We start from the raw sequence: 19,939 nt of genomic DNA, 5'->3' as shown, positions 1-19,939 counted from the left end.
TGTGCGGCTGGATGTTCGCCAAGGTCAGAAAGCGTCGTTGCACGTTAGCGAGTGGGAAGGCATCTCTGGCGAATGGATAAGGCCGAAAGTCACCGGAATCGGGCCGCTTTGGCTGCGGAGCGAGCACATTTGTTGTTGGTACAACCGGCGACGCTGGATTCATACGATTGGCTGCTCGTAGCCACCCTGGTCGTCGAAGCCCATGGCGCGCTGAAGAACGCTCAAGATGCCGATCCGGCCGTGTGTCTCCCCATCCTCGACACTGTGGTTGAAGAGTTTCGGGAAGCCACGGCAAACTTCTCTGATGCTGACTTCCTTCGGGCGACCAAGTCTGTCCGACGACACAACCCGAGCCTCTTCGCACCCTTGAGGCAAGCGACATAGGTCCAAGCGTCTTGTCATCCCCGACGCAGCGAAGCGGAGATCGGGGACGGGAGAAGCCCTCTCTGGTCTCTCCCGGACAGCCCGCTTGGGCTGAGCCGGGAGACGGGCGGAGACAGCACATCCGTTGGGATCGTATCGCTGAACGAGGGACAAGCTCTTTCTTGCTGGGCGGTGGCGGCCTTGCTCCCGGCTCAGCCCAAGCGGGCTGTCCGGGAGGCCGGAAAGAAGGGGTGCAGCAGTCGTCCCCGATCTCCGCTTCGCTGCGTCGGGGATGACAAAGGCGCTATCTCCGCTTCGCTGTGTCGGGGATGACAAGGCATCCAGCCTGGCTTCAGCCTAATCAATCCCCGGCCGGTCGTTGCGCCAGTCGAACAGGGCTTCCAGCACCCTGACGGCATCGCCGCGGGGAGACGTCAGATCCGGGTCGCGGCCCAGGACCAGACGGGCGTCGTCGGAGGCCGCCAGCAGCAGGGACCGGTGCCGGATCGGGTCGGCGAAGCGGTAGGCCGGGAAGCCGCTCTGCTTGAGGCCGAGCGGATCGCCGCCGCCGCGCAGGCGGAAATCCTCCTCCGCGATCTCGAAGCCGTCCTCGGTCCGGCGCAGGGTCTCGAGCCTGAGGCGGGCCGTCTCGCCGAGCCCGTCGTCGCCGCCGCCGTACAGCAGGATGCAGGCACTGGCCTTGGCCCCGCGCCCGACCCGGCCGCGCAGCTGGTGCAGCTGGGCGAGGCCGAAGCGGTCGGCGTGTTCGATGACCATGATGGTGGCGTTGGGCACATCGACCCCGACCTCGACCACGGTGGTGGCGACCAGCAGGGGGATGCGGCCGTCGGCGAAGTCGGTCATGACGGCCTCGCGCTCGGCCCCCGGCATCTGGCCGTGGGCGAGGCCGACCTCGACCTTGAGGATGCGGCGCAGGTCGGCGGCGCGGGCCTCGGCGGCGGCGAGGTCGACCGTCTCGCTCTCGGCCACCAGGGGGCAGATCCAGTAGGCCTGGGCGCCGCTGTCGATCGCGGCCTTGAGCCGTTTGGCCACTTCGCCGATGCGGGCCAGCGGCAGGACGGCGGTGGTGATCGGGGTACGGCCCGGCGGCTTTTCGTTCAGGCGCGACACCTCGAGCTCGCCGTACTGGGTCAGTTCCAGGGTGCGCGGGATGGGTGTCGCCGACATGGTCAGCAGATGGACGCCGCCGGTGCGGGGATCGCCCTTGGCCTGCAGTCTCTGGCGCTCATTGACGCCGAACCGGTGCTGTTCGTCGATGACGGCCAGCGCCAGCCGGTCGAAGCGGACAGCATCCTGGAACAGGGCATGGGTGCCGATAGCGACCCCGGCCTCGCCCGAGGCCAGGGCGGCGAGACGCGTGCGGCGCTCGGCCGGGGTGTCGCGGCCGGTCAGCAAAACGGTCGGCACGCCGGCGGCCTCCAGCATGGGGGCCAGTCGCTGCCAGTGCTGGCGGGCGAGGATTTCCGTGGGGGCCATCAGGGCGGCCTGGAAGCCCGAGGCGGCCGTATCCGCGAGCGCCAGGGCCGCGACGGCCGTCTTGCCCGAGCCGACGTCGCCCTGCAGCAGCCGGCCCATCTGTTCGCCCGAGGCCAGGTCGCGGCGGATCTCGGCGACGGCCTGCTGCTGGGCTCCGGTCAGGTCGAAGCCGAGGGCGGCCAGAAGCCGGGCGGAGGCTTCGCCCGGGGCGATGCGGGGGCCCGGGGTGATCTGGCGCGCCCGACGGCGACGGGCCAGCGCCAGCTGGTGGGCCAATAGCTCATCATAGGCCAGCCGCTGCCGCGCCGGGGCGTCGGGTTCCAGCTCGGGCTCGCAGGTCGGGGCGTGCAGGGCCTCGAGCGCGGCGCGCCAGCCGGGCCAGCGGGTTTTCGCCAGCCAGGCCGGGTCCTGCCACTCCGGCAGGTCGGGGGCGTGGGTGAGGGCGGTCTGGACAAGCTTGCGGACCACGCGCGACGACAGGCCGGCGGTCGCCGGATAGACCGGCTCGATCGCCGCGATCTCGCCGGCCTGTTCGGGGGTGAAGATGTCCGGGTGGACGATCTGGACCTCGGCGTTGAAGCGTTCGACCTTGCCGGAGACCAGCCGCTTCTGGCCCTTGGGCAGCAGGCGGTCGATGTGCTGGGCCGAGCCGCCGAACCAGATCATGTGGACAAAGCCGGTGTCGTCGGAGGCCCGGACCTTGATCGGGACGCCCGGCTTGCCGGGGACGATCAGCCGGTCGATGACGATCTCGAAGATACCGACCTGTCCCTCGACCGCATTCGCCGCTGTCATCGGCTGGCGCATGATCAGGCCCGCAGGGGACAGGAAGGCCAGGTCGCGGACCAGCGGCCCGGCCAGTTTCTGGACGAGCGGCAGGATCTTCGGCCCCACGCCCTTCAGGCTGGAAACCTCCGCGAACAGGGGAAAGAGAATCTGCGGCCGCATGGATCGACAGCATAGCTGGCGAAAGCGCGTCTGGAACGCTATCTCCGCATCGCGATTGAACCTCACCGACCGGGCAAGGAACCTTGTGGCCGATATTGATGCACGTCTGAAGCAACGACTCGGCCGGATCACCTTCCGGGCATGGCGGCGCGGGTTCCGCGAAGCCGATCTGGTGCTGGGTCCGTTCGTGGACCAGGTCGGGCCGACGCTCGACGAGGGCGAACTGGACAGTCTGGAACACCTGCTGTCCGAGGACGACGATCACCGGCTGTACGCCTGGATCATCGGCACCGAGCCGACGCCCGGGGAGCATGAGACTCCGGTGATGGCGAAGATCCGGGTCTTCATGCGCGATCATGTGGCACTGGCCGTGGCCGAGGGTGCCGGTTGATGGACGGAGCGGGTCCGCAACGCAGCGAACAGGAACTGGGCGGCGCCCCCGAGGGGCTCGATGCCCTGGTCGTGGCCGAACAGCTGAAGGCCGGGGGCGGCGTCGGGCTTTTCCTGGCCCGCGACTATGCCCGGATGGGCGAGTTTGTTCAGGCCTTCGGCTTCTTCGCCGAGGGCGTCGAGGTGGTCGAGTTCCCGGCCTGGGACTGCCTGCCCTATGACCGGCTGAGCCCGACCTCGTCGGTTTCGGCGGAGCGGATGGCGGCCCTGACGCGGCTGGCGCAGCGCGCACCGGGCGACCGCAAGGCGATGCTGGTCGTGACCACCGTCGGCGCGGCCATGCAGCGGACGCCGCCACGCGAGATCACCAACGGGGCCGGGTTCCAGACCACGGTCGGACTTGATCTCGATACGGCGGCACTGGAGCGGTATTTCGCCGCCAACGGCTATATGCGGGCCTCGACCGTGTCGGAGAAGGGCGAGTTCGCGGTGCGCGGCGGCGTCATCGACGTCTATCCGCCGGGCTTTGAGGAGCCGGTGCGGCTGGACATGTTCGGCTCGGAGCTGGAGTCGATCCGCACCTTCGACCCGGCCACCCAGCGTTCGACCGGTCAGCGCCGCGAGGTGCATCTGGCACCGGTGTCCGAGGCCCTGCTGGACCCCGACAGCATCTCGCGTTTCCGCACCGGCTATCTGGGCCTGTTCGGGGCGGCGGGCGACGATCCGCTCTACGCCGCGATCAGCGAGGGCGCGCGGCGGCAGGGCATGGAACACTGGCTGCCGCTGCTCTACGACCGGCTGGAGACCCTGTTCGACTATCTGCCCGACGATGCGCGGCTGTTCCTCGACAATCAGGTGGAGGCGGCGCGGGCCGAGCGCTGGAACCTGACCCGGGACGCATATGAGGCCCGGCGCGACGCGGCCATGGGCAAGGGCGGGGCGGCGTATCGGGCCCTGCCGCCGGAGCGGCTGTATCTGGGTGAAGGCGACTGGAACACCGCCCTGGCCGGTCGCTGGGTGCGACGGCTGTCGCCCTTCCACGGTCCCGGTGAGGATGCCGGGGGCCGGTTGGGGCGGAATTTCTCCGCCGAGCGGGCGCAGGACAGCGTCAATCTGTTCGAGGCCGTGGCGCGCCACGCCGAGGCGCTGAAAGCGGCGGGCAAGCGGGTGCTTTTCGCCTCATGGACCGAGGGTTCGTCCGAGCGACTGGCGGCCATGCTGTCGGACCACGGGCTGGAACATGTGGTGGCGGTGCGGAACTGGGCCGATGTCCAGGCGGCCCCAAAAGATCTCTATCTGCGCGGCGTCCTGCCGGTCGAGCACGGGTTCGAGACGGATGCCATCGCCGTCATCTCCGAGACCGACATGCTGGGCGACCGGCTGGCCCGGCCGAAGAAGAAGCGGCGGGCGTCCAACTTCCTGGCCGAGGCCTCGGCCCTGACGACCGGCGATCTGGTGGTCCACCTGGATCACGGGATCGGCCGTTATGAGGGACTGAAGACGCTGGAGATCCAGCAGGCCCCGCACGACTGTCTGGAGCTGCTCTACGCCGGCGACAGCAAACTCTATCTGCCGGTCGAGAACATCGACCTCCTGACCCGCTACGGCTCGGAGACCGACGGGGCGCAGCTGGACCGGCTGGGCGGGGCGGGCTGGCAGGCGCGCAAGGCCAAGGCCAAGGCGCGCCTGCGCGACATGGCCGAGGGGCTGATCGCGCTCGCGGCCAAGCGGTCGTTGCGCACATCGGCCGCCATTGTGCCGCCGCAGGGGCTGTTCGACGAATTCTGCGCCCGCTTCCCCTATGAGGAGACGGACGACCAGCTGAACGCCATCGGCGATGTGCTGGAGGACCTCGGCAAGGGCACGCCGATGGATCGCCTGATCTGCGGCGACGTCGGCTTCGGCAAGACCGAGGTCGCGCTGCGGGCCGCCTTTGTCGTGGCCATGAGCGGGCAGCAGGTGGCCATCGTCTGCCCGACGACCCTGCTGGCGCGGCAGCATTTCAAGACCTTCAGCGAGCGGTTTGCCGGCTGGCCGGTCAAGGTGCGCCACCTGTCGCGGATGGTGACGGCCAGGGACGCCGCCGAGACGCGGGCAGGGCTGAAGGACGGCGCGTTCGAGATCGTGGTCGGCACCCATGCGGTGCTCAGTGATCAGGTCGGGTTCAAGGATCTGGGCCTTGTTATCGTTGATGAAGAGCAGCATTTCGGGGTCAAGCACAAGGAGAAGCTCAAGGGCCTTCGCGCCGATGTGCATCTGCTGACCCTGACCGCCACGCCCATCCCGCGGACGCTGCAGATGGCCCTGTCGGGCATCCGCGAGATGTCGATCATCGCCACCCCGCCGGTCGATCGTCTGGCGGTGCGGACCTATGTCACGCCCTGGGACCCGGTGCTGGTCCGCGAGGCCCTGCTGCGCGAGAAATATCGCGGGGGTCAGGCCTATTATGTCGTGCCGCGCCTGTCGGACCTGCCGGACATCGAGCAATTCCTTCGCGAGAAGGTGCCCGAGATCAAATTCGTGGTCGGCCACGGCCAGATGTCACCGACCCAGCTCGAAGACGTGATGAGCGCCTTCTACGACGGCAGTTACGACCTGCTGCTGTCGACCACGATTGTTGAGTCCGGACTTGATGTTCCGACTGCCAACACATTGATCGTGCACAAGGCCGACATGTTCGGCCTCGCCCAGCTGCACCAGATCCGGGGCCGTATCGGCCGGGCCAAGGCGCGAGCCTTCGCCTATCTGACCACGCCGCCGAACCGGCCGATGAGCCTGTCGTCCGAGCGCCGGCTGCAGGTGCTGCAGTCGCTGGACAACCTCGGGGCCGGCTTCCAGCTGGCCAGCCATGATCTGGACCAGCGCGGCGGCGGCAATCTGCTGGGCGACGAACAGTCCGGCCATATCCGTGAGGTCGGGGTCGAGCTGTACCAGCAGATGCTGGAAGATGCGGTGTCGGAGCTGCGTCTGTCAGGCGAGGGCGGCGGGGTCGTCGATCGCGGCTGGTCGCCGGCGATCAATGTCGGGGCGGCGGTGCTTATCCCCGAGGAATATGTCCCCGACCTGAACGTCCGTCTGAGCCTGTACCGCCGTCTGTCGGACGCGGAAAACTCCGAGACGCGCGAGGCCCTGGCCGCCGAGCTGATCGACCGGTTCGGGCCGCTGCCGGACGAGGCCAAACAGCTGCTGCGCATCGTCGGCATCAAGGCCAACTGCAAGACCGCCAGTATCGAGCGGATCGACATCGGGCCCAAGGGGGCGGTGCTGACCCTGCGCAACAACACCTTCCCCAACCCCATGGGGCTGGTCGGGCTGATCCAGAAGAACCATGCCTTCTGGAAGATCCGGCCGGACCAGAAGATCGTGGTCAAGGGCGAGTGGGACACGGCGGCCGAGCGCCTGAAGGTGGCCGAGCGGATCACGGCCGATCTGGCGCGGGTGGCGGGGGCCTGAGGTCAGCCGGGCGCATGACCCTGACGCCCCGCGGCATCCCCGAACCGGTGCGCCGTTGCGGACCATTCGTCGCAGACGGCGGGCCATGGCAGGCACCGCTGAGAACGTGCATTATCGCTGACGAAACCGTTGGCGATCGCCGAACCCTCTCCCACGAACGGATACATCATGCGACCGATCAGAACCCTGGCCCTTGTCTCCGCAGTCCTGGCGACGCTCGCCGCATGCTCAGCCCCGGCACCGACGGCCCCCGCAGCCGAGGTCCTCGACGCCAGCAGCAGCACCGTGCGGGTGCGCGGCACGGTCCAGGCCGTGACGGACGGTTCGATGACGGTCCAGACCTGGGACGGCCGGACGGTCGCCGTCCCGGTTGCAGAGACAACCCGGTTTGTCTGGGTGGTGGCATCCAGCCTTTCGACCCTCAAGGACGGCGATTTCGTCGGGACCGCGACGACGGGTCCGAAGACGGCGCTTCAGTCGCTGGAGCTGGTGATCTTCCCTGAATCGATGCGCGGCGCCGGCGAAGGCCACTATGAGTGGGACGTTCCGGGCGTGGTTGCGTCCCGCGGGGGCGGTTCGGTCGTGTCGAGCGCGATGACCAACGGCACGGTCCAGAGCCAGAGCGCCATGACCAACGGCACGGTCTCCGGCAATGAAGCCTCGTCCGGCGGCCGTATGCTGACCATCACCTATGCGGGCGGCTCGGCCAATGTCACGATCCCGGAAGGCACGCCGGTCGTGCGTTTCGAACCGACCGAAAGGGCTTCACTGGCGGTCGGTCAGAAGGTCTATGCCGTCATCCCCAAGGGGACGACGTCTGCCGGCTTCCTGGCCATGGGCAAGGACGGCGTGATCCCGCCGATGTAACAGCAGGTCGCCTGGCCGAGCTGCGGCCGGCTCCACAAAGCGAACTCCTGTTGAAAGCCCTTCATGCCCGTCACCCTCTACGGCATCCCCAACTGCGACACGGTCAAGAAGGCGCGCGTCTGGCTGGACCAGCACGGCCTGGCCTTCGCCTTTCATGACTACAAGAAGTCGGGGATCGACCGGCCGCGGCTGGAGGCCTGGGTGGCCGAGCATGGTTGGGAGACGGTGCTGAACCGCGCGGGCACGACGTTCCGGGCGCTGCCGGACGCCGACAAGGCCGATCTGAATGCCGGCAAGGCCGTCGCCCTGATGCTGGCCCAGCCGTCGATGATCAAACGGCCGGTACTGGACCTCGGCGACCGGACCCTGGTCGGGTTCAAGCCCGAGCACTATGCGGCGCTGGTGGTCTAGCCGGCGACCTCGATCTCGACCTCGGGCCGGTCGTGGCCGTCGGCGCGTTCGGTGACCCAGCGGACGGGGCGGTGAGCCCTCTGGCTGTCGCGCCGCGTCGGTGGGTCGATCCAGGTTTCGTTCCGGGTCCGTTGACGGTCGGGGCAGAGGTTTCGCCGACCTTACGAAAGTTTCACCTGCCGCTTCGCATCCGTTTGGCCCGAACGGTGCCTCTTGTTGTCAGATGGCCGGGACATCACGCCCGGTCAGGAACGAAAATCAGGGGAATACCAGATGGAACCAACCTTCATTCCGATCGCGATGTTCGCGATGATCGCTGCGATCGTGATCGTGCCGACCTGGCTCAAGAGCAAGGAGCGGCGTGACATGCAGGCGACGTTGCGGGCGTCGATCGACAAGGGGCAGGCGCTGCCGCCCGAGGTGATTGACGCCCTGACCCGCCAGACCGTGAAACCGCCGGCGACCGCGGTGCGGGACCTGCGGATGGGTGTGATCCTGCTGGCGCTTTCGCTGGGTATCGGCGTCACCTTCTCCGTCATCGCCTATACGTTCGGCGAGACCGAGGCCTGGGGCTTCGGTGCCTTCGCCGCCATCCCGGGCGCTGTCGGTCTGGCCTTCATCATCCTGAGTGCCTTCAACAAGAACAGGGGCTGAGACCGGGCGGGCAGGGGGACTCCAACATGACCCAATCCCTGGTCGACCTGCACGACGTCGAGCTCGCCGCCCTTGCGGCGGCGGGCGGACGGCGGGAGTTCGGAGAACTGGTGCGTCGCCACGGCTCGGCGGTGCGCGGCCTGCTGCGGCGGATGGGAGCCCAGCCCTCGCTGGCCGACGACATCGCCCAGGACGCCTTCATCCAGGCGTTCGAGCGCTGCGCCGAGTTTCGCGGCGAGGGCACCTTTGCGGCCTGGGTCAAGCGGATTGCGGCGCGGCTCTATATCAAGCGGGTCGCCAGGGAAGCGCGCTATGTCGCCGAAACCGGGACCGAGGATGCGGCCCCCGCAACCGACCACGCGGGCCGGGTCGATCTCGATGAAGCCCTGAAGGGCCTCAGCGAGCCCGAGCGACTGTGTGTCTCCCTTTGTCACGGGGCCGGCATGGCGCATCCGGAGATCGCCACCGCCCTCAATTTGCCACTCGGCACGGTGAAGTCTCATGTCAAACGTGGTCTGGATAAACTCCGCGCGCGGCTCCAGCCGCAGGCCGGACAGCCCTTGGGGAGCGCGCAGCATGTCGGCTGACGAGTTCGATCCTGAAATCGAGCGCCTGTTCGCGCGTTCGCCCCAGATGGCCGATTCTGCCCTCTTCCTGGCCCAGGTCGAGCAGAAGCTGCAGAAGGGATCACAGGTCCGTTTTCTTGCCCTCAGCCTCGCCGGGGTCATCGGCGGCGCAGTGGCTGTCCGCGAAACCATGAGCGTCAGCCTGACAGCCGGCGACGGTGTTGTGGCGGGTAACGCCCTCGGTCAGGGCATCCGCAGTGCCTTGCTGAGCGGCGAGGGCATGATCCAGTCGGGTCTCGACCAACTGGGCCTGGCCAATCTGGAGCTCGGCTCCATGGGCGGAATGCAGTTGTTCTGGATTGCCGCGGGGGCACTGATTGCAGTGGCTGCGGCCGGTGTGACCAGGCTGACGCAAGACCTCTGATCCGACGTCCCGTCTTCCCAAGGGATGACGGGACGGACGCCGGCGACTATCTAGAGGGTCCGAACAGGAGGCCTCGCCATGTCCAGCCAGAAGCAGGAAGCGGTCAAACGCATCGCCGCGCCCGACATCCGGGCCCGCAAGGGCGGGGAACCGATTGTCTGCCTGACGGCCTATGACGCCCCGACGGCTGCCCTGCTGGACGATCACTGCGACCTGCTGCTGGTCGGTGACAGCGTCGGCATGGTCGTCCACGGCATGCCCAATACGGTCGGCGTGACCCTGGAGATGATGATCCTGCATGGCCAGGCGGTCATGCGTGGCTCGAAGCGGGCCATGGTGGTCATCGACATGCCGTTCGGCAGCTATGAGGGGGGCAAGGAGCAGGCCTACCAGAACTGCGCCCGCGTCATGAAGGAGACCGGAGCCCAGGGGGTGAAGGTCGAGAGCGGTCCCACGGTCGCGGAAACCATCGCCTATCTGGTCCAGCGCGGCATTCCGGTCATGGGTCATGTCGGTCTGCGCCCCCAGGCGGTGCTGACCGACGGGTCCTTCAAGGCCAAGGGCAAGACCGACGAGGAGCGGCTGCGGGTCATGAGCGAGGCCGAGGCGACCGCCGATGCGGGGGCCTTCGCCGTGGTGGTCGAGGGCGTGGCCGAGGGGCTGGCGCGCGAGATCACCCTCGCCATCGACAAGCCGACCATCGGTATCGGGGCCTCCTCGGCCTGCGACGGCCAGATCCTGGTGACGCCCGACATGCTGGGATTGTTCGACTGGACGCCGAAATTCGTCCGCCGCTACGCCGATCTGCGCAGTGATATCGATCGGGCCGTGGGGGCCTATGCCGCCGATGTGAAGGCCCGCCGTTTTCCTGCCGAAGTCGAGACCTACTTCTCGAAAAAGCCCGCGACGCCCTAAGCGGTGCGTTGCGGCGGGGCAGGGGACCCTCTAGGGTCCGGCCGGATTGAGTTTCAGCGGCCTGAAAGCCGTTTTGTGGGGGCGACGTATCCGTGGTTGATGTCTTCGAGCAGGTCGAGGAGGAGCTTCGCTCCGATCGCTACAAGCGGCTGGCCCGCACCTGGCTGCCCGTTGCGGGCGGTGTTCTTCTGGTCGCCCTGGTCGCGGCCCTGGCCTTCTGGGGCTGGGACAGCTGGCAAACCTCGAAGGCTGACAAGGCCTCGGTCGCCTATGACCGCGGTCTGGAATCCTTGCAGTCCGGAAATCCGGTCGGTGCGGACGCGGCCTTCATCCAGGCGGCCAAGGAAGGCAACGGCGCCTATCGGGCCATGGCCCTGATGCAGCGCGCCGGCATCGCCCTGGAGGCCAACAAGGTGCCGGAGGCGATCGCGCATCTGGACGAGGCTGCCCGGGCCTCCGGCGACCCTCTGCTCTCCGACACCGCCGGCTACAAGGCCGCGCTGCTGGCTATGGACAGCGGTGAAACCCTTGCGCAGATCGAGGCCCGTCTCGAGCCCCTGGCCAAGGATGGCCGCCCGCTGAGTGCCTTCGCCCTGGAAGCCCTGGCCATGGCCCGCCTCCAGAACGGTCAGGTCGCGCCGGCCCGGGAGGCCCTGGTGCTGCTGAAGAACGGTCTGGACACCCCCGAGATCATCATCCAGCGCGCCGACCTCGCCATTGCGACGATCGACGCCGGTGGTGCGCCCGGCCTTGCGGCCATTGTGCGCGCGCAGGCTGCCATCCCCGTCCCCCCGCCCGCTTCGGCCGCCCCTCCGGCTGCCGCCGCGGCTTCGACCCGCCCGTGATTATCGCCTTCAGGACGTACCCCATGAATCGCGTGCTTAAAGTCGCCCTGATGAGCGGGCTCGCCGTCACCCTCGCTTCGTGCAGCACGGTGCAGGGCATGTTGCCGTTCGGCCTCGGCAAGAACAACGCACCGCAGGCCACGGCCACGGAGGGACAACGCATCTCGGTGCTGGAGTTCGAACAGGCGCTGGTTCCTTCGGCTGCCCTGTCCGGCCGTGACTTCTTCATTCCGGGCCCCCAGGCGGCGATTGCCTGGACCCAGCCGGGCGGTAACGCTGACAACGCCGTGGAGCACGTGATCGCGGGTGCCGAGTTCACGGTCGCCTGGCGTCGCGGCATTGGTGTCGGCTCCTCGCGCACGCGTCAGGTCATGGCCCCCGTCGTCGCGGACAATGGCCGCGTGTTTGTGCTGGATGGCGAATCCACCGTTTCGGCCCTCGATGCCGGAACGGGTGCCCAGGCCTGGCGTGTCAACGTCAAGCCGGCAGAGAGCGCGCGCCGAACCGGTTTCCTCGGCATGGGCGGCCGCTCGGATGGCGGCGGCTTCGGCGGTGGCGTGGCCGTTGGCGGCGGCAAGGTGTTTGTGGCTTCGGGCTATCGCACCATCACCGCCATCGACCAGGCCTCCGGTGCCGTGATCTGGACCACCCCGGTCGATGTGCCGATCCATGGGGCCCCGACGGTCTCGGGCAGCCGGGTCTTTGTTGTCGACGTCGAGAACCAGATCCAGGCCTTCGACACCGCCACCGGCCGTCAGGACTGGTCCTATCGCGGCATTCCCGAGCCGGCCCGGCTGCTGCGCGCCTCCAGCCCGGCAGTGATCGGCGACACGGTGATCGCACCCTTCTCGTCCGGCGAAGTCATTGCCCTGCGCGCCTCCACGGGCCAGTCCCTCTGGCAGCAGGTGCTGTCGCGCACGAGCCGCACCAGCGCCCTTTCCGAAATCCGCGACATCGCCGGCCGCCCGGTCATCAGCCGCGGGGTCGTCTATGCCGTCAGCCATTCCGGTGTGATGTCCGCCATGGACATCCGGTCGGGCCAGCCGAAATGGGCGCCGCTGCCGATTGGCGGCGTCAATGCGCCCCTGCCGGTGGGTGAGGTGGTCTATGTCGTGTCCAAGGAAGGCGAACTGACCGTCATCAACCGCGACAGCGGCCAGATCTACTGGACCCGTGACCTCAACGAGGGCCGTGTTCGCCAGGAAGGCGGCATGTTCGGCTTCTTCGATCGGACCGTACGGCCGATCTGGTCCGGTCCCCTGATGGCCTCGAGCCGACTTGTCCTGACCAATTCGGACGGCGAGCTGGTCGCGCTTGATCCCAAGACCGGTGCCCAGACCGCCTCGATCCGCATGGGTGGCCCGGTCTATATCGCCCCCGCCGCCTACAACGGCGCCCTCTATGTTCTCACCGACAAGGGCGATCTCGTCAGCATTCGCTGACGTTCCCAACCGAACTGCGTTAGAAGGCCGACATGGCTCTCAAAGTCGCCATCGTCGGCCGCCCCAATGTGGGCAAGTCGACATTGTTCAACCGCCTCGTCGGCAAGCGCCTGGCGCTGGTCGATGACCGGCCGGGCGTGACCCGCGATCGCCGGTATGCTGACGGCAACATCGGCGACATGGACCTGACCCTGATCGACACCGCCGGCTATGAGGACGTCACCGACGACAGCCTCGAATCCCGGATGCGCGAACAGACCGAGGCGGCGCTGGAGGACGGCGACCTGATCCTGTTCATGATGGACGCCCGCGAGGGCGTGACCTCGCTGGACCAGATCTTCGCCGAACGCCTGCGCAAACAGCACAAGCCCGTCATCCTGCTGGCCAACAAGTCCGAGAGCCGCGAGAGCGGCGGCGGCATCGGCGAGGCCTATTCTCTGGGCTTCGGAGAGCCGGTCGCCATCTCGGCCGAGCACGGCGAGGGTATGGCGGACCTGTATGCCGCCGTGGTCGCCGCATCGGCCGACATCTTCGTCGAGGAGGTCGACGAACCGGACAAGCCGATCCGCATCGCCATCATCGGTCGCCCCAATGCGGGCAAGTCGACCCTGATCAACCGCCTGATCGGCGAGGACCGGATGCTGACCGGCCCCGAGGCCGGCATTACCCGTGACTCCATCTCGGTCGACTGGGAATACGAGGGCCAGAACATCCGGCTCGTCGACACCGCCGGCATGCGTCGCAAGGCCCGTGTGCAGGAGAAGCTGGAGAAGCTGTCGGTCGCCGACACCATCCGCGCCATCACCTTCGCCGAGGTGGTCGTTCTGGTCATGGACAAGGACGATGCCTTCGACACTCAGGACCTGCAGCTGGCCGATCTGGTCGAGCGCGAAGGGCGGGCGCTGGTCTATGTCGCGGCCAAATGGGACCTTGAGGAAAACCCGCAGGCCAGGCTGGCCAAGCTCAGCCAGATGGCCGAGGACAAGCTGCCCCAGCTGAAGGGCTCGCCGTTCGTGGCCCTGTCGTCGCACAGCGGCCGCGGCGTCGAGCGGCTGATGCCTGCCGTGCTTCAGGCCCACGCCACCTGGTCGGTCAAGGTCAAGACCAAGGACCTGAACGACTGGCTGTCCATGGCGACCCAGAGGCATCCGCCCCCCGCCGTCGACGGCAAGCGGATCAAGCCCAAATACATGGCCCAGACCAAGGCCCGCCCGCCGACCTTCGTGCTCATGGCCAGCCGCGCCGAGGCCATGCCGGAGCAGTACAAACGCTATCTGGTCAACAATCTGCGCGAGTCCTTCGACCTGCCGGGCACGCCGATCCGTCTGATCGTGAAGTCAGGCAGTGAGAACCCCTATGCGCCGGGCGGGTCCAAGTCGGGTCCCGAACGCTACAAGGGCGACGCCAAGACCGCGCCGCGTAAGGTCATCAAAAAGGCCGAACGCGCCGAGATGCTGTCCAACCTGCCCGGCAAGGCGCTGGAGCAGAAGAAGGCCGGCAAGACCAAGCTGAAGCCGCTGGCGGGGCTGAAGGCCAGCGCCAACAAGAAGGCCGGCTCGTCCGTCGCGGTCCAGAAGGGCGCGCGGGGCGGGGCGAGGCAGGTCTCGCGGTCAGGTCGGATCCGGACCGGGCAGAAGCACGCGCCGAAGAAGTAGGTCAGATCAGCGCCGCCACACCCGGCCCCTGGCTCCAGTCCCTGAAGCGGACCTCCAGCGGCGGCTCGAGATCGCCGCGGGCCAGTTCGACGATCAGCGGGCCGATCGCCGAGGGATGGATGACGTCCTGCGGGTCCTCGCCCGGAAAGGCCTGGGCGCGCATCGCCGTGCGCATCCGGCCCGGATCGACGATCGAGACCCGGATCGGCATGGATTCGATCTCGTCCGCCCAGCATTTCAGCAGCGCCTCGGCGCCGGCCTTGGTCGCGGCATACAGGCCCCAGAAGGCCCTGGGGGCGGCGGCGACGCTGGTGGTGAGATAGACGGCGCGGCCGGCATCGGAGACCTTCAGCAGGGGCTCCAGCGAGCGGATCAGGCGATAGACGGCGGTGAAATTGGTCTTCTCGACCTTGCCCCAGATGCGCGGGTCGGCGTGGCTGACGGGGGTCAGACCCGAGGCCCCCATGGTCGCCGCAGCCTGCACCCAGATGTCCAGCCGCCCGAAGCGCTCATAGATGGCACCGCCCAGACGGTCGATCGCGCCGCCGTCCACCAGGTCGAAGGGGATCAGGGTGGCGTGCTTGCCGGTGGCGGCGAAGATGGCATCGTCCAGCTCTTCCAGCCCACCGACGGTGCGCGCTGTAGCGATGACATGGGCACCGGCCTTCGCCAGGGCGAGGGCACTCTCATAGCCGATGCCGCGCGAGGCCCCCACGACGAGGGCGATGCGGTCCTTGAGGGGGAGGTCAGTCATGGCGGGGTTGGTAGGCATGGCGTTGATCACCGTCAATGTGTTACATTGCCCTACAGTCGAACGAGGTCATTCCATGGCGAAAACAGCCACCCTCACGCTCCGGGTCAGCGAAGAGCTCAAGGACAAACTCGGCCGGTTCGCCGAACAGACCAACCGGACACCATCGTCGGTGGCCGAACGCACGCTCGAAGTTTTTCTGGATCGAGAGCTGGAAATGCTGGCGGCCGTCGACCAGAGCCTTGAGGACTTCCGTGTGGGTCGAACTGTACCCCACGCCGAGGCCATGCGGCGCATTCGCGCCACGCTCGACAAGCACAAGAAGCAGCCTTGAGAACCGTCGATTGGTCGGAAACGGCGATCGACCAGTATGAAAACGCCATCGACTGGCTGGCGGAACGCAATCCGGAGGCGGCGGAGCGGCTGGCCGAGCGTATCCAGGCGACCGTCGAAGGATTGGCGCGCCGTCCCATCGGGCGCCCCGGTCAGCGCGAGGGAACCTATGAGAAGGCGGTTCTTCGCACCGCGTATCTGGTGATCTATTCGCTGGTGGGCGGACCCGAAGGACAGCTCCGCATTCTGCGCATCTACCATACCGCCCAGAACTGGACAGCGTGGTCGACCGGGCCTGAAGAGCTTCCCTAAAAGCCCGCTGCCGGCTGCCACAGGCTGAAACTGCAGCCCTGGTCGTCGCAGACCACGACCGAACGGCCGGTGGCGCTGTCCGAAGGGATGGCCGCCTTGCCGCCCAGCTCCACGACCCGCTCGCACAGGGCATCGATATCCTCGACCCGGAAATACAGGTGGGGCAGCTGGCTGGCCCGTTCGGACCGGGTGAAGCCGAAGGGCGGGTCGCTGTCGGCGACATGGGCATAGGTCGGGCCTGACGCATCTTCGTCAAAGGTCCAGCCGAACAGGGCGCTGAAGAAGGCGCGGGCTCTGGCGATATCGGGGGTGTCGACGGTGAAATAGCCGAGCTGGACCACAGAGGCCTCCGGATGCGCGAAGATCGGGGCCCGAACGCTCTGCGCGTCCGGTCCGGTTTCGCCCTTAAGCGCTCACCAGCAGCGAAAGTTGCCGCGCAGCAACCTCGCGGCCGCCCTCCTCGATCTCGCGATCCAGCAGACGGGTTGGGTATTCGCCGGTGAAATAGTGATCGGTGAACTGTGGATTGCGCGGATCGCGCGGTCCGGCCTCCATGGCGTCATAGAGGCCTTCGACCGACAGGAAGCCGAGCGAATCGACCTCGAGGTGGGCCCGCATCTCCTCAAGCGTATGGTTGGCGGCGATCAGCTGGTCCCGCTCCGGCATGTCGATGCCGTAGAAATCCGGCCACAGGATCGGCGGCGAGGCCGAGCGAAGATGCACCTCGGTCGCGCCGGCCGCGCGCACGGCCCTCACCAGTTTCACCGAGGTCGTGCCGCGCACGATGGAATCGTCGATCAGGACGACCCGCTTGCCCTCCAGTACCGACCGGTTGGGGCTGTGCTTCATCTGTACGCCCTTCTGCCGTGCCCCCTGGCTGGGCTGGATGAAGGTGCGACCCAGATAGTGGCTGCGGATGATCCCCATCTCATAGGGAATGCCGCTCTCCTGGGCATAACCGAGCGCCGCGGGCACGCCGGAGTCCGGCACGGGCACGACGACGTCAGCCTCGATCGCATGCTCCCGGGCCAGTTTCATGCCCATCCGCTTGCGCACGCCATAGACCGAGCGGCCGTTCACGATGCTGTCCGGGCGGGCGAAATAGACATATTCGAACAGGCAGGGGCGGGCTGCACGGGTCGGGAAGGGCTTGAGCGACTTCAGTCCCTCATGGTCGATGACGATGACCTCGCCGTGCTCGACATCACGCTCGAAGGTCGCGCCGATGGTGTCCAGCGCGCAGGTTTCCGACGCCAGCACCCAGGCGTCGCCGAGCCGGCCCAGGACCAGCGGACGGATGCCGAGCGGGTCGCGCGCGCCGATCAGTTTGGAGCGGGTGGCGCAGACCAGGGCGTAGCCGCCCTCGATCCGGCCGATGGCGTCGATGAAGCGATCGACGATCTTGGCCTTCCGGCTACGGGCGATCAGGTGAAGGATGACCTCGGAGTCGGACGTCGACTGGAAGATGGCCCCTTCGCCGACCAGCTGGTTCCGCACATACAGATGGTTGGTCAGGTTGCCGTTGTGGGCGATGGCGATGCCGCCCTGATCGAGATCGGCGAACATCGGCTGGATGTTGCGCAGGAAGCTGCCGCCGGCGGTGGAATAGCGGGTGTGGCCGACCGCGGCGGACCCCGGTAGCCGTTCCGGCAGGTCCGTGCCGCCGAAAGCCTCGCCGACCAGCCCCATGTGGCGTTCGGTGTGAAAGCGGGTGTCGTTGACGCTGGCGATGCCGCAGGCCTCCTGGCCGCGGTGCTGCAGGGCGTGCAGGCCCAGGGCGACGATGGCCGAGGCGGCATTCTTGTCGGCACCCCAGACGCCACAGACGCCGCATTCCAGCCGCGGCCGATCATCATCGGCTTCGCGGTAGTGATCCCGGTGGACAACAGGATCAGCGATGGAATGCACGGGACTGCTCATCGTGGGGCTCCGATGATGCGGGGAACGCTAGTCGGTGGCGGACGCGGGCGGAGTATTGTTTGTTTGGGGCGAGGGCAAGGCTTCTTCGCTGGAAAATCCCTCGTTCACGGACGAAGTCACCACCGGTGCCAGGGCGTCGGCACCGCGGCCGATGCCCGGCAGCACGATCTGGATCAGCCGAGCCGCGCCCGCCGTGACTGGTCGCAGGGCCGCCTCGCTGAGCCAGCGCGGGGTTCGCTCGCCCGGCATGGCGGCGACGACAACCAGATGGATGGCTCCCAGCAACACCAGTGCGCGGGCTGCGCCGACGAAGATTCCGAGGGCGCGGTCCAGACCGCCGAGCTGCGGATGAGCCTGGGCCTGCTTCGACAGAAACGATCCGAAGATGCGGATGCCGAAATAGATCAGCAGGAAGGAGGTCACCGCTGCCGCGATCGTACCGGCCCAGTCCGGGTTGACCAGCGCTCGCCCGAGGGGCGCCGTCAGCGGCAGGGCCACGAGGGCGATGAAGGCCGCGAGCACAAAGCTCAGCAGGGTGATGATCTCGCGCGTACCGCCGCGCACCCAGCCGGCCGCCGCCGAGGCGAGGATGACCAGAATGGCGATTACGTCGAAACCGGTCATGCGCGCCCGAACTGAGTTCTTCCGTATCTCAATAGCGGTTTTGCGAGATTCGTTCGACCGCTTCCGCCAGCCGCGTCACGGATGTCACCCCCACGCCCTTGTGTTTGACAGTCAGGGGTGGGGTCAGGGCCCGGTCGAAGCCCAGTTTCTGCGCCTCCCGCAGCCGCGCCTCGGCCCGCCCCACAGCCCGTATCTCGCCCGACAGGCTGATCTCGCCGAACACGACGCAGCCCTGGGGCAGGGGGGTATCGGTCGCGGAACTGATCAGGGCGGCCGCCGCAGCCAGATCGGCCGCAGGCTCATTGATGCGCAGGCCGCCTGCCACGTTCAGATAGACGTCCTGATCACCGAAGCCGAAGCCACAACGCGCCTCCAGCACGGCCAGCACCATGGCCAGCCGGCCGGTATCCCAGCCCACGACGGCCCGGCGCGGGGTGCCATAGGCGGATTTCGACACAAGGGCCTGCATCTCGACCAGCACCGGCCTTGAACCCTCGATACCGGCGAAGACGGCCGCGCCCGGGGCCCGGTCCTTGCTCTCGCCGAGGAAGAGGGCCGATGGATTGGCAACCTCACGCAGGCCCGCGTCCCCCATTTCGAACACGCCGATCTCGTCCGTGGCGCCGAACCGGTTCTTGCCGGCCCGCAGGATACGAAACGGATAGCCCCGCTCGCCTTCGAAACTCAGGACGGCATCGACCATATGCTCGACCACCCTCGGGCCGGCGACCTGACCGTCCTTTGTGACGTGGCCGACCAGGATGACCGCCACGCCCTGGGTCTTGGCCAGCCGGACCATCTCGCCGGCGCAGGCGCGGACCTGGGTGACCGAACCCGGCCCGGCCTCATGGGCGTCGGACCACAGGGTCTGGATGGAATCGACGATGACGATGTCGAACTTCTCGCGCTTCAGCGTCCCGAGGATGTCCCGCAATGCGGTGGCCGAGGCGAGCTCGACCGGGGCCTTTTCAAGCCCCATCCGCTTCGCCCGGGCGCGGATCTGCTCGACCGCCTCCTCGCCCGAGATATAGGCGACCCGCCGTCCTGCGAGGGCTGCCCGCCCGGCCACGTCGAGCAGCAGCGTCGATTTGCCGACGCCGGGGTCGCCGCTGAGCAGCAGGGCTGATCCCGGCACCACCCCGCCGCCGCAGACCCGGTCGAACTCGGTCACGCCGGTTATGATGCGTGGCGGCTCGGGTGTGTCGGACTGCAGCGTCTCGAACTGGAGGCCGCGGCCACGCGCCGCCGCGCCGGTCGCAGGCTTCATCGCGCCGGGCGGAGCCGAGCGGCTCTCCTCGACGATGGAGTTCCACTGATTGCAGGCCCCGCACTGGCCCGACCATTTGCCATGGACGGCCCCGCAGGCCTGGCAGACATAGATTGCGCCGTCACGAGCCATGGGACCGACTTACAGGAGTCGGACGCGGCGGGGCAGGGGGCGTTCGCGGGCCTGCGACCGATATTGACGTGTGTCTTTCGGCGGCCTGCCCTTTGCGCAACCGGCGGCACAGTCCATACCACCAGCCATGGCAATGCGAGGCGAGCGGGCGGGGCGGCACGGGGATTCCG

19 protein-coding genes are annotated in these 19,939 nt (G+C 67.7%); 13 read left to right on the top strand and 6 right to left on the bottom strand.

All coding sequences use genetic code 11. The features are described 5' to 3' along the window. Positions 1 to 720 precede the first annotated feature (720 nt). Entirely contained in the window at positions 721 to 2,808 is a 2,088-nt protein-coding gene (gene recG, locus Q0053_RS12460) for an ATP-dependent DNA helicase RecG (protein ID WP_298100631.1), read from the bottom strand. Here recG and Q0053_RS12455 point away from each other — a divergent pair. The 11 genes from Q0053_RS12455 to der all read left to right on the top strand — a co-directional run bounded on the left by Q0053_RS12455 (position 2,807) and on the right by der (position 14,430). Then, entirely contained in the window at positions 2,807 to 3,199 is a 393-nt protein-coding gene (locus Q0053_RS12455) for a succinate dehydrogenase assembly factor 2 (protein WP_298100629.1), read from the top strand. The two genes, recG and Q0053_RS12455, sit on opposite strands and share 2 nt — an antisense overlap. Next, on the top strand, positions 3,199 to 6,651 hold the full coding sequence (gene mfd / locus Q0053_RS12450; protein ID WP_298100627.1) for a transcription-repair coupling factor: 3,453 nt from the start codon (positions 3,199 to 3,201) through the stop codon (positions 6,649 to 6,651). Before Q0053_RS12455 ends, mfd begins: the two co-directional genes overlap by 1 nt. A gap of 168 nt (positions 6,652 to 6,819) precedes the next feature. Further along, the gene (locus tag Q0053_RS12445) at positions 6,820 to 7,518 is read left to right on the top strand and encodes a hypothetical protein (RefSeq protein WP_298100625.1); all 699 of its coding nucleotides are present in this window, start codon (positions 6,820 to 6,822) and stop codon (positions 7,516 to 7,518) included. A 63-nt stretch (positions 7,519 to 7,581) separates the two neighbouring features. After that, positions 7,582 to 7,929 (top strand): ArsC family reductase, encoded by a 348-nt coding sequence (locus Q0053_RS12440; RefSeq protein ID WP_298100623.1) that lies wholly within the window; start codon positions 7,582 to 7,584, stop codon positions 7,927 to 7,929. Positions 7,930 to 8,202: 273 nt separating this feature from the next. Continuing rightward, on the top strand, positions 8,203 to 8,583 hold the full coding sequence (locus Q0053_RS12435) for a DUF6249 domain-containing protein (RefSeq protein WP_298100621.1): 381 nt from the start codon (positions 8,203 to 8,205) through the stop codon (positions 8,581 to 8,583). A 26-nt stretch (positions 8,584 to 8,609) separates the two neighbouring features. Next, positions 8,610 to 9,170: a sigma-70 family RNA polymerase sigma factor gene (locus Q0053_RS12430; protein WP_298100619.1), complete on the top strand. Its 561-nt coding sequence runs from the start codon at positions 8,610 to 8,612 to the stop codon at positions 9,168 to 9,170. Next, positions 9,160 to 9,573 carry a hypothetical protein gene (locus Q0053_RS12425; protein ID WP_298100617.1) on the top strand — a complete coding sequence of 138 codons (414 nt, stop codon included), beginning with the start codon at positions 9,160 to 9,162 and terminating at the stop codon, positions 9,571 to 9,573. The genes Q0053_RS12430 and Q0053_RS12425 overlap by 11 nt, the downstream gene beginning before the upstream one ends. Positions 9,574 to 9,651: 78 nt before the next feature. Then, complete coding sequence (gene panB, locus Q0053_RS12420) at positions 9,652 to 10,488, top strand: 3-methyl-2-oxobutanoate hydroxymethyltransferase (RefSeq protein ID WP_298100615.1); 837 nt, start codon at positions 9,652 to 9,654, stop codon at positions 10,486 to 10,488. Between the two features lie 92 nt (positions 10,489 to 10,580). Next, positions 10,581 to 11,333, top strand: coding sequence for a tetratricopeptide repeat protein (locus Q0053_RS12415; protein ID WP_298100614.1), 753 nt, complete (start codon positions 10,581 to 10,583; stop codon positions 11,331 to 11,333). A gap of 23 nt (positions 11,334 to 11,356) precedes the next feature. After that, the gene (locus tag Q0053_RS12410; protein WP_298100613.1) at positions 11,357 to 12,775 is read left to right on the top strand and encodes a PQQ-like beta-propeller repeat protein; all 1,419 of its coding nucleotides are present in this window, start codon (positions 11,357 to 11,359) and stop codon (positions 12,773 to 12,775) included. A 32-nt stretch (positions 12,776 to 12,807) separates the two neighbouring features. Continuing rightward, positions 12,808 to 14,430, top strand: a complete 1,623-nt coding sequence (gene der, locus Q0053_RS12405; RefSeq protein WP_298100611.1) for a ribosome biogenesis GTPase Der — start codon at positions 12,808 to 12,810, stop codon at positions 14,428 to 14,430. A 1-nt stretch (position 14,431) separates the two neighbouring features. Here the strand turns inward: der and Q0053_RS12400 are convergent, their stop codons facing one another. After that, a complete protein-coding gene (locus tag Q0053_RS12400) occupies positions 14,432 to 15,184 on the bottom strand; it encodes an SDR family NAD(P)-dependent oxidoreductase (protein WP_298100609.1) in 753 nt (250 codons plus the stop codon). Between the two features lie 73 nt (positions 15,185 to 15,257). Between Q0053_RS12400 and Q0053_RS12395 the strand changes: the two genes are divergently transcribed. Both Q0053_RS12395 and Q0053_RS12390 read left to right on the top strand, forming a co-directional pair. Then, the gene (locus Q0053_RS12395) at positions 15,258 to 15,515 is read left to right on the top strand and encodes a CopG family transcriptional regulator (protein WP_298100607.1); all 258 of its coding nucleotides are present in this window, start codon (positions 15,258 to 15,260) and stop codon (positions 15,513 to 15,515) included. After that, complete coding sequence (locus tag Q0053_RS12390; RefSeq protein WP_298100606.1) at positions 15,512 to 15,826, top strand: type II toxin-antitoxin system RelE/ParE family toxin; 315 nt, start codon at positions 15,512 to 15,514, stop codon at positions 15,824 to 15,826. The genes Q0053_RS12395 and Q0053_RS12390 overlap by 4 nt, the downstream gene beginning before the upstream one ends. Here Q0053_RS12390 and Q0053_RS12385 read toward each other — a convergent pair. The 4 genes from Q0053_RS12385 to radA form a co-directional block, all read right to left on the bottom strand. Further along, the gene (locus Q0053_RS12385; protein ID WP_298100604.1) at positions 15,823 to 16,167 is read right to left on the bottom strand and encodes a VOC family protein; all 345 of its coding nucleotides are present in this window, start codon (positions 16,165 to 16,167) and stop codon (positions 15,823 to 15,825) included. The genes Q0053_RS12390 and Q0053_RS12385 overlap by 4 nt on opposite strands. A 64-nt stretch (positions 16,168 to 16,231) precedes the next feature. Then, complete coding sequence (gene purF, locus Q0053_RS12380; protein WP_298100602.1) at positions 16,232 to 17,746, bottom strand: amidophosphoribosyltransferase; 1,515 nt, start codon at positions 17,744 to 17,746, stop codon at positions 16,232 to 16,234. A gap of 27 nt (positions 17,747 to 17,773) precedes the next feature. Further along, complete coding sequence (locus Q0053_RS12375; protein ID WP_298100600.1) at positions 17,774 to 18,370, bottom strand: CvpA family protein; 597 nt, start codon at positions 18,368 to 18,370, stop codon at positions 17,774 to 17,776. A gap of 28 nt (positions 18,371 to 18,398) precedes the next feature. Further along, a complete protein-coding gene (radA, locus tag Q0053_RS12370; protein ID WP_298100598.1) occupies positions 18,399 to 19,769 on the bottom strand; it encodes a DNA repair protein RadA in 1,371 nt (456 codons plus the stop codon). Between the last annotated feature and the right edge of the window lie 170 nt (positions 19,770 to 19,939).

Origin of the sequence: Brevundimonas sp., from assembly GCF_027487935.1 — a bacterium.
GTDB lineage: Bacteria > Pseudomonadota > Alphaproteobacteria > Caulobacterales > Caulobacteraceae > Brevundimonas.
This window is presented reverse-complemented; position numbering and strand designations above follow the sequence as displayed.

What these genes read in the sequence shown, in the direction of transcription:
- Q0053_RS12455 (WP_298100629.1), top strand. Translation starts at nt 2,807, where the DNA reads ATGGATCGACAGCATAGCTGGCGAAAGCGCGTCTGGAACGCTATCTCC.
- recG (WP_298100631.1), bottom strand. Translation starts at nt 2,808, where the DNA reads ATGCGGCCGCAGATTCTCTTTCCCCTGTTCGCGGAGGTTTCCAGCCTG.
- mfd (WP_298100627.1), top strand. Translation starts at nt 3,199, where the DNA reads ATGGACGGAGCGGGTCCGCAACGCAGCGAACAGGAACTGGGCGGCGCC.
- Q0053_RS12445 (WP_298100625.1), top strand. Translation starts at nt 6,820, where the DNA reads ATGCGACCGATCAGAACCCTGGCCCTTGTCTCCGCAGTCCTGGCGACG.
- Q0053_RS12440 (WP_298100623.1), top strand. Translation starts at nt 7,582, where the DNA reads ATGCCCGTCACCCTCTACGGCATCCCCAACTGCGACACGGTCAAGAAG.
- Q0053_RS12435 (WP_298100621.1), top strand. Translation starts at nt 8,203, where the DNA reads ATGGAACCAACCTTCATTCCGATCGCGATGTTCGCGATGATCGCTGCG.
- Q0053_RS12430 (WP_298100619.1), top strand. Translation starts at nt 8,610, where the DNA reads ATGACCCAATCCCTGGTCGACCTGCACGACGTCGAGCTCGCCGCCCTT.
- Q0053_RS12425 (WP_298100617.1), top strand. Translation starts at nt 9,160, where the DNA reads ATGTCGGCTGACGAGTTCGATCCTGAAATCGAGCGCCTGTTCGCGCGT.
- panB (WP_298100615.1), top strand. Translation starts at nt 9,652, where the DNA reads ATGTCCAGCCAGAAGCAGGAAGCGGTCAAACGCATCGCCGCGCCCGAC.
- Q0053_RS12410 (WP_298100613.1), top strand. Translation starts at nt 11,357, where the DNA reads ATGAATCGCGTGCTTAAAGTCGCCCTGATGAGCGGGCTCGCCGTCACC.
- der (WP_298100611.1), top strand. Translation starts at nt 12,808, where the DNA reads ATGGCTCTCAAAGTCGCCATCGTCGGCCGCCCCAATGTGGGCAAGTCG.
- Q0053_RS12400 (WP_298100609.1), bottom strand. Translation starts at nt 15,184, where the DNA reads ATGACTGACCTCCCCCTCAAGGACCGCATCGCCCTCGTCGTGGGGGCC.
- Q0053_RS12395 (WP_298100607.1), top strand. Translation starts at nt 15,258, where the DNA reads ATGGCGAAAACAGCCACCCTCACGCTCCGGGTCAGCGAAGAGCTCAAG.
- purF (WP_298100602.1), bottom strand. Translation starts at nt 17,746, where the DNA reads ATGAGCAGTCCCGTGCATTCCATCGCTGATCCTGTTGTCCACCGGGAT.
- Q0053_RS12375 (WP_298100600.1), bottom strand. Translation starts at nt 18,370, where the DNA reads ATGACCGGTTTCGACGTAATCGCCATTCTGGTCATCCTCGCCTCGGCG.
- radA (WP_298100598.1), bottom strand. Translation starts at nt 19,769, where the DNA reads ATGGCTCGTGACGGCGCAATCTATGTCTGCCAGGCCTGCGGGGCCGTC.